The sequence below is a fragment of the Rhodococcus sp. 2G genome (assembly GCF_001886355.1).
GTDB classification, from domain to species: Bacteria; Actinomycetota; Actinomycetes; order Mycobacteriales; family Mycobacteriaceae; genus Rhodococcus; species Rhodococcus pyridinivorans.
Genome location: NZ_CP018063.1, coordinates 2,929,653 through 2,937,054 on the forward strand (window position 1 = coordinate 2,929,653; position 7,402 = coordinate 2,937,054).

Annotated in this window: 8 protein-coding genes and 1 other annotated feature; of the genes, 3 read left to right on the forward strand and 5 right to left on the reverse strand. The window is 63.3% G+C overall.

Translation table 11 applies throughout. From position 1 onward, the window contains the following. Position 1 precedes the first annotated feature (1 nt). The gene (locus tag BO226_RS13905) at positions 2-883 is read left to right on the forward strand and encodes an ABC transporter permease (protein ID WP_071935477.1); all 882 of its coding nucleotides are present in this window, start codon (positions 2-4) and stop codon (positions 881-883) included. Here the strand turns inward: BO226_RS13905 and BO226_RS13910 are convergent. The 3 genes from BO226_RS13910 to BO226_RS13920 form a co-directional block, all read right to left on the reverse strand. Beyond that, a complete protein-coding gene (locus BO226_RS13910; RefSeq protein WP_232238126.1) occupies positions 856-1,731 on the reverse strand; it encodes a glycosyltransferase in 876 nt (291 codons plus the stop codon). The two genes, BO226_RS13905 and BO226_RS13910, sit on opposite strands and share 28 nt — an antisense overlap. Positions 1,732-1,930: 199 nt before the next feature. After that, positions 1,931-3,019, reverse strand: coding sequence for an alpha/beta hydrolase (locus BO226_RS13915; protein WP_071935479.1), 1,089 nt, complete (start codon positions 3,017-3,019; stop codon positions 1,931-1,933). A 208-nt stretch (positions 3,020-3,227) separates the two neighbouring features. Continuing rightward, entirely contained in the window at positions 3,228-3,938 is a 711-nt protein-coding gene (locus tag BO226_RS13920) for a WS/DGAT domain-containing protein (protein ID WP_071935480.1), read from the reverse strand. Positions 3,939-4,025: 87 nt separating this feature from the next. Between BO226_RS13920 and BO226_RS13930 the strand changes: the two genes are divergently transcribed. Beyond that, a protein-coding gene (locus BO226_RS13930) for an IS3 family transposase (RefSeq protein ID WP_156895169.1) occupies positions 4,026-5,251 on the forward strand; the annotation gives its coding sequence in 2 pieces (ribosomal slippage) (positions 4,026-4,308 and positions 4,308-5,251; 1,227 coding nt in all). Next, positions 4,295-4,429, forward strand: a sequence feature (AL1L pseudoknot). It overlaps the preceding gene by 135 nt. On the opposite strand, the gene BO226_RS28710 is transcribed toward BO226_RS13930, so the two are convergent. Then, a complete protein-coding gene (locus BO226_RS28710) occupies positions 5,154-6,020 on the reverse strand; it encodes a wax ester/triacylglycerol synthase domain-containing protein (protein WP_071935481.1) in 867 nt (288 codons plus the stop codon). The genes BO226_RS13930 and BO226_RS28710 overlap by 98 nt on opposite strands. A 168-nt stretch (positions 6,021-6,188) precedes the next feature. On the opposite strand from BO226_RS28710, the gene BO226_RS13940 reads away from it, so the two are divergent. Beyond that, positions 6,189-6,965 carry an SDR family NAD(P)-dependent oxidoreductase gene (locus BO226_RS13940; RefSeq protein WP_071936449.1) on the forward strand — a complete coding sequence of 259 codons (777 nt, stop codon included), beginning with the start codon at positions 6,189-6,191 and terminating at the stop codon, positions 6,963-6,965. 76 nt (positions 6,966-7,041) lie between these two features. Here the strand turns inward: BO226_RS13940 and BO226_RS13945 are convergent, their stop codons facing one another. Further along, positions 7,042-7,260 (reverse strand): hypothetical protein, encoded by a 219-nt coding sequence (locus tag BO226_RS13945; RefSeq protein WP_039586818.1) that lies wholly within the window; start codon positions 7,258-7,260, stop codon positions 7,042-7,044. Positions 7,261-7,402: the final 142 nt, after the last annotated feature.

Below are 7,402 nucleotides of genomic sequence, written 5' to 3' on the forward strand. Positions count from 1 at the left end.
GATGAGCGAGACCGTCGAGACGCAGCAGGCGCGGGCGCGATCGCGAGAGCGGGCAGGGACGCCGGGCCGCGCCTTCGCCTATCCCGAACCGGATCGCATCCGCAGCGAGAGTTCCCTCGGTGCGTTGTGGGAGCACAGCCGCCTGCAGTGCGGTCGGCTGCTGCTCAGGTGGGCCCGTGATCCCGCCACGATGATCCAGGCGCTCATCTATCCGGCGCTCACCCTGGTGATGTTTCGCATCGTGCTCGGCGACAGCATCACCGCCGCGACCGGCTATTCGTCGATCTTCGGCACCGTGCCCATGATCGTGCTCGTCGGCGCGATGTTCGGCTCGGTGGTCAGCGCGGTGGGACTGCGCACCGAACGCGATTCCGGCCTGCTGAGCCGGTTCCACACGCTGCCCGTCCACCGCTCGTCCGGTCTGGTGGGACGATTGATGGCGGAGATGGTGCGCGTGTTCGTCACCTCTCTCGTGATCTTCGCCGCCGGCATGGCGCTTGGCTTCCGGTTCACCCAGGGCCTCGGTCCCACCCTGCTCATCCTCGTGGTCCCACTGATCTTCGGTCTGGGCTTCGCGATGATGGTGACCGCTCTGGCGACCCTGCCGGGGCGCACGCCCCTGGTCGAGACCGTCTCGATTTTGTGCACCCTGCTCATGTTCTTCAACTCGGGGTTCGTGCCGGTCATGGCGTATCCGAGCTGGTTGCAACCCGTCGTGGCGAACCAGCCGATGTCCTGCGCGATCGACACGATGCGCGCGCTTGCGATGGGAGGGCCTGTCGCCGAGCCCTTCCTGAAGACGGTCGCGTGGTCGGTGGGGATGGTTGCAATCTTCGTGCTGCCGGCGCTACACGGCTATCGGCACGCAGCACAGACCGGATGACAAGGCTTCTTCTCGGCCCGTTCACTCACGGGCAAACTCCTCTCCCCGCCTCCGAGGAATACGCGGCGCAGTGAGAACCGCTCGGCCACGGGATCGTACGGGCGGTATGCGAGCCACGCCGCCAGGTGCCCCAGCCAGTGTGCACCCACGGCGATTCGGAATCGAATTCCGACGACACCGTGCAATTTTCCCGTGGCAAGTGTGGCCTTCGTGTACTTCACGAATCTCGTAGGCGACGTGTAGGCCCGGCGGGGCGATACCTCGACTCGCATGCGGTCGAGTTGAGCGATACCGAAACCGGCCTTGGTCAAGCATATCCCGAGGTCGAAATCCTCGTGGACTCCGAGGTCCATACTGATTCGGTCACGCACTTGCTCCCACGCGGACGCACGAATCGCCATGTTGGCCCCGTGCAGATTCGCCAGGCGCTTCTCTCCGCCGATCATTCCTCGATTGACCTGCCAGTCCACGACACGCTTCTTGAGACCCCGATAGGGTGAGTCGTACGAATCGTTCAGACCGGTGATTCCGCCGATCGCTGCCGTATCGCTCCGGTCGAAGTAGCAGCGGACGACGTGCGCCCAATCCTTCGATACCCGAGTGTCTGCGTCGATCCTCGCAAGGATGTCACCGGAAGCCGACGCGAAACCCTGGTTCCGGGCGTGAACGACACCGGGCTTCGGCTCGAAGACCAGATGTACTTTGGGATTCTGTGCCACGAGGCGCCGAACGATGTCGGGGCCGGCGTCGGTCGAATTGTTGTCGACGACGATGATCTCGGCGATCTCCGACTCCTGAGCCAGCAGTGACTGCAGACACTGCTCGATATAGTCCTGCTCATCGAACATCGGAATCACAACCGACAACCGTGTTCTCGACATAGGTACTTAGACAAACATATTTTTTGGGAAAAGTATCGACACCGAACCGGACGTGTCGAACGACACAGCTTGGAGCGTGGAGTGCAGAAAGGACGGGTGTTCGACGTCCGTCCGATAACTTCCCCTATGGGGGATATGTCCTTGCATATCCCCCATAGCCAGGACGTTACTCGGTGGCAGCGTCGAGTCCGAGAGCCTTGGCCAGTACTGGCCACGAATCCTTCAGGTCGTCCTGCCAATACCCCCACGAATGTGATCCGGAGGGACGGAAGTTGTAGGTGGCAGGGATATCCAATTCCACGAGTCGATCACGGAGATTGTGAGTGCAGTAATTCGTCGCCGCCTCGATCACTCCCCCGACGATGATCTGGTTTGCGAGAACGTCCACCTGACCGTCGATCTCCGGGCCGTTCAGAGTGTCGTAGGGACCGGGCAGGCCGTTGCCATTCGAGATGTACAGCTCCATTCCCCGCAGTTCCTCGGCGTGAACATAGGGGTCCTTCTCAACCCAGGTCGGGTCGTCGTCCTCACCCCACATGTTGCGAGTATCGCCGCCGCCCCAAGTCTCGGTCGTGATCTTCACGAACTGCTGCCCGATCGGGTCCGACGTCTGCGCGCAACCGCTGTACGCAGCCACGCCCTTGTAGAGTCCGTCGCCCTCGATCGCGAGCTGCAGGACCGACGTACCCGACGACGACAGACCCGCGATCGCATTCACACCGTTCGTTCCGAGTGCCGCATCGATGAGTGGCGGAACCTCCTTCGTCAGGAAGGTCTCCCACTTGTTAACACCGAGGACGGGATCCTCCTGCTCCCAATCCGTGTAGTAACTCCACCGCCCTCCGACCGGCGACACCACGTTCAGGTTCTTGTCCTTGAAGAAATCGATCGCGTCGGTCCGGTAACGCCAGGTCGCGCTGTCCTCACCGCCGCCGGCGCCGTTGAGGAGATACAGGGTCGGGCGCGGTTCACTCGTGTCTGCGGGACGCCAGACGTCGAGCAGGACCTCCTTGTCCATCGACGCGGAGTACACGTACACGAGGAGCTGCTGCTCGCCGTAGTTCTCGATGCGCGAGATCTTGGAACCGTTCTCGCTCGTCACCGCTTCGATCGGCTGGAGTGTCTCGGCCACCGGATCAGGGACCGGCTCAGCGTTCGCCGGGACCACGCTTGCGGCGGTCGAGAACAAGGCAATCGCCGCGCCGGCTGTCAGCACGCGCAGTCGCCCGAAGGATCCTGACTTCGGTTGCTTCATCGATTCTTCACCTTTTCGGTTGAACTGCAGGGTCGCCGTTGCCAGCCGAACGGCCGCGCCGGGGCACGAGCGACAATAGCCGACGGAAGTCTACGTGCAGGGATGCCCGTCGCTTCAGACGAGCGTCCCGTCACGTCCCCTTGGCGGATTCGACCCCTGCGAACCCCGACGATGCGACCGAGTCTGCGGACATCGATAGAGGTAGTGGTCATTTCACCAGATCGGAGCGACTCGCCTTCAGACCACCGAGGGCTTCGACGAGTTCGGTGAAGGATGCCTCGAGCAGTTCACGGAAACGATGCGATCCGGGAACGGCTGCCCGGGAGGCAGTGAAGGAGATGGTGAGTTCGGTACCCAGCGATGCGACTGCAAATGCCGTGCCGGAGTCCGCGGAGACCACCCCGAATGCCGAAACCCCGCTTCGCCCGCACAGTTGCACGTCGGCAGATCCGCGAGGCACATTCGTGACGAGAGCATTCGCGGCAATGCGCTTCCCCTTCTTCACAGCGCGTCGGGTCGACGCGAGCACTCGCTTCGCGGCCCACCACGGATAATCGTCCAAGGCCGTTGTCGCTGCGAGTACCAGAGAGTTGCGACTGCGACGCTTCCCGTGCATCGTTCCCGCCACGATGCCGGCGAAGCGCACGATCGGGTCGGGTTCGTCCGCCTGAAGGTCGACCAGGATCATGCCGAACTGGTTCGAGACTTCGTCCTTCGATGTCCATCGGGAAGCGAGAGGTACGAGCGACATCGGAACCCCGACCACCACCGACGACCCGTCGAGTTCATCGTGCTCCCGCAGATAGGACCGCATCGCACCCGCGATGACCGCCAATCCGAAGTCGTTCACCGTCGCTTCCGGGAGTGCAGCCCGCGCCGCGTGCACAGTCTCGAGCGGCCACCGAGCCAGATCGAACACGAGATCGTTGTTGCGTGGTAGTTTGAATCGTCCCTGGTTTCATTGAGGGTGAGCCAGATATCCCGGAAGGATCACCCCAGACTCAACATGGCGAACTACAAATACCCTCAGGAACTGCGTGAGCGAGCGACCCGACTCGCCGTCGAAGCCCGCCGCGACCCCGACACCCGCACCGGCGCCATCAACCGGATCGCCGAGCAGACCGGCGTCCACAAGGAAGCCCTGCGGACCTGGGTGCGCAAAGCCGAAGACGACGAGCTCCCCACTGAGCCCGTCGATGCCGAAGCACGGATCCGCCGTCTGGAGAAAGAGAACCGCGAACTACGGCAGTCGATGGAAATATTACGTTCTGCCACAGCTTTTTTCGCGAAGGCGGAGTTCGACCGCCGACTGAAGTGATCGTCGCCTTCATCGACGAACACAAACACCGCTGGGGGATCGAACCGATCTGTCGCGTTCTGTCGGAGAACACCGAGGTCAAGATCGCCCCGGGCACCTACTACGCCTTCATAGGTCGCGAACCCAGCGCCCGTGCACGCCGCGATGCCGTCCTCAAAGAACACATCATGCGCATCCACTCCCACCCACGGATGCGGGTCTACGGAATCCGCAAGATCCACGCCCAACTGGTCCGGGAAGGCCACGAGGTGGCCCGCTGCACCATCGAGCGGCTCTGCCGCGAACTCGGTGTCCGCGGCACCGTCCGCGGAAAATGGCCGCGCACGACGAAGCCGGCACCGGAAACCGATCAGCCCCGTGACCTCGTCGAACGAGACTTCACGGCCACTGCGCCGAACCAGTTGTGGGTGGCCGATCTGACGTATGTGCGGACGCAGTCCGGGTGGGTCTATGTCGCGTTCGTCCTGGATGCGTTCTCCCGCATGATCGTCGGGTGGCAGACCTCGACCCGGATGTACACCGACCTGGCGCTCGACGCGTTGAAGATGGGCCTGTGGGCACGACGACGCGCAGGCCGCGACGTCACCGGACTGGTCCATCACAGCGACCGCGGCGTGCAATACCGAGCGCTGCGCTACGCCCAGACCCTGGACCAGGCCGCCGCGGTCGCCTCCGTCGGATCGAAAGGCGACTCGTTCGATAATGCCATGGCCGAAGCGCTGAACTCGCTGTACAAGGCCGAGTTGATCTTCCTCGACGGTCCCTGGACCGGCCGGGAGGACGTCGAAGCGGCCACCGCGCAATGGGTGCATTGGTTCAATACCGAACGGGTCCACGGCATGCTCGACTATCGCACCCCAGCCGAGGTCGAGACCGCCTACTACGCACAACCGCCGGCCGCTTCTGCGGCCTGAGAACTGAACACACGCTCAGCCTCAACAAAACTCGGGACTTGACAAGTTCGTTGAACCTGTTGGCTCGGGCCTCGGGCAAGGACGGGAGCTCATCGAGAGTCCCGAGTTCGGCAACCGCGTTCCTGGCACGCCGAGCTGCCAGCAACATCTTCGTGATCTGCCCCGGGAGCATACCGATCTGGCGGACGAAATTCGGTGGCGCTGTGAACTTCTGGTCCCGGTCGCTGCAGTCGGCCAGTACATCCGGTGCGTCGAACAACTTCCGGCCGATCGCGACCGCCTCGACGCCATCCCCCATCGAATGATGGAACTTCAACGCCACGAAGGTGGCCCCGTCATCGATACCTGGCACGGCACGCGCCCCGGTCAGCGCGTATACCTCCCACGGCGGGCGACGCAGGTCTATCGGGGTTGTAAGGACCCGGAGCAATTCGCGTCGCACCGCACCCCAGCCACCACCGTCGAGGTCGATGCAGTGGACATGATCCTCCACCCGCATATCCGTCACCGACCGCCAGGACGGATACGCGAGCGGCGACCGGAACTCGACGACCTCCGTGAATACCCGCGAACGAGAAAGTCGGGCACTCACCCAATCCACGAGTTCTGCATGACTTAGAGGATTCCCTCCGTTCTCACCGGGTCCGAAGACCCAGACATGCACGATGTTCGACGTCTCCACGCTCTCGTCGTCCGCGAGATGCAATGCATGTCTGGGCGTCATCGTCCGCCTGGACACGGCACGTTCGGCCCCCGCCCGCGCGCTCATGTAGTTGTCCTCTCGTTACAGAGTCGATCACACTCGGATAACAGAACACTACCGTGCTCAATTGGCCTACGCGCCGATTATGGGACCGAGGCAGGCGGTCTCGACTACATGTCGGGCAGATATGTCTCACCGGTCACCGACTCGTCGCCATCCGTTACCGTGGCGTCCATGACAGATCCCGTTGCTGTACCGTCCGCGCCGACTCCCCGGCCGATTGCGCTCGTCACCGGACCCACCTCAGGATTGGGGGCCTCATTCGCGCGAGTACTCGCCGAGCGCGGTCACGACCTGGTCCTGGTCGCACGCAACGAGCAGCGTCTCCGAACGACGGCAGAAGAATTGGCCGAAAGTTACGGCGCGGCCGCCGAGATCCTCGTCGCGGACCTTGCTACGAATGAAGGCCGGGACGCGACGGCCGCGCGTCTCACGCAGGGCGTCGACGTGCTCGTGAACAATGCGGGGTTCCTCACCGACGGAGAGTTCTGGGATGCGGATCTCGACTTGCTGCGGGCCCAACTGGCCGTGAATGTCACTGCAGTCCTCGAACTCACGCATGCTGCCCTACCGGCGATGAGGGCCGCCGGTAGGGGCACTGTCGTGAATGTTGCGAGCGTTTCCGGACTGTTCGCCGGGCCCGCCTCGACCTACAGCGCAAGTAAGTCGTGGGTTGTGAAATTCTCCGAAGGACTCGGCCACAAGCTCGCTGCGGACGGAATTCGCGTGGTGGCGTTGTGCCCCGGGTTCATGGATACCGAGTTCCATGCTCGCGGTGACCAGGATGTATCCGGTGTGCCGAAAGCCTTGTGGCTCGATACCGATGAGGTAGCACGGGCAGGACTCGACGATGCCGCACGCGGTCGGCTCGTGAGCGTTCCCGGCCGGCGCTACAAGGTGTTTACTACCCTGGATCGCATCAAGCCTCGCAGATTCGTCTGGCGCGCCTGAGCCCGGAAGACGTTTCGCACAGACGGCGACGGGCCCGGTGGGCGCGTCGCCGTCGTTGTGGATGTCGCCGACGGAATCAGCCGATCACGAAGCAGAACCCGCCCACGACGGCGAAGAGGTTGCCGGGCGGGCAGTTCGGCGGAGTAACTGCTTCCGCGAGCTGATCCGGGGTCAGGCCGATGAACGGGATCGGCGCCTGCGGCACGATCGGCTGCGCCTGGGCCGCTCCCGCAGCACCGAGGACCAGGCCGGCAGTTGCAGCACTGCCGAGCAGAACAGTGAGTGCACGACGCATCTCAGAACTCCTCCTGTAAGCGGCCGCGATGCGACCATTTGCGATGACGACATCAGCGCGACCCCGATTCGCGCTACTTGCCCACCGTGACGATACCGTAAAGGCTTCGCGCGTCTACCCCCGAAATCTCGTGACGGGCCCG

What these genes read in the sequence shown, in the direction of transcription:
- BO226_RS13905 (WP_071935477.1), top strand. Translation starts at nt 2, where the DNA reads ATGAGCGAGACCGTCGAGACGCAGCAGGCGCGGGCGCGATCGCGAGAG.
- BO226_RS13910 (WP_232238126.1), bottom strand. Translation starts at nt 1,731, where the DNA reads ATGTTCGATGAGCAGGACTATATCGAGCAGTGTCTGCAGTCACTGCTG.
- BO226_RS13915 (WP_071935479.1), bottom strand. Translation starts at nt 3,019, where the DNA reads ATGAAGCAACCGAAGTCAGGATCCTTCGGGCGACTGCGCGTGCTGACA.
- BO226_RS28710 (WP_071935481.1), bottom strand. Translation starts at nt 6,020, where the DNA reads ATGAGCGCGCGGGCGGGGGCCGAACGTGCCGTGTCCAGGCGGACGATG.
- BO226_RS13940 (WP_071936449.1), top strand. Translation starts at nt 6,189, where the DNA reads ATGACAGATCCCGTTGCTGTACCGTCCGCGCCGACTCCCCGGCCGATT.
- BO226_RS13945 (WP_039586818.1), bottom strand. Translation starts at nt 7,260, where the DNA reads ATGCGTCGTGCACTCACTGTTCTGCTCGGCAGTGCTGCAACTGCCGGC.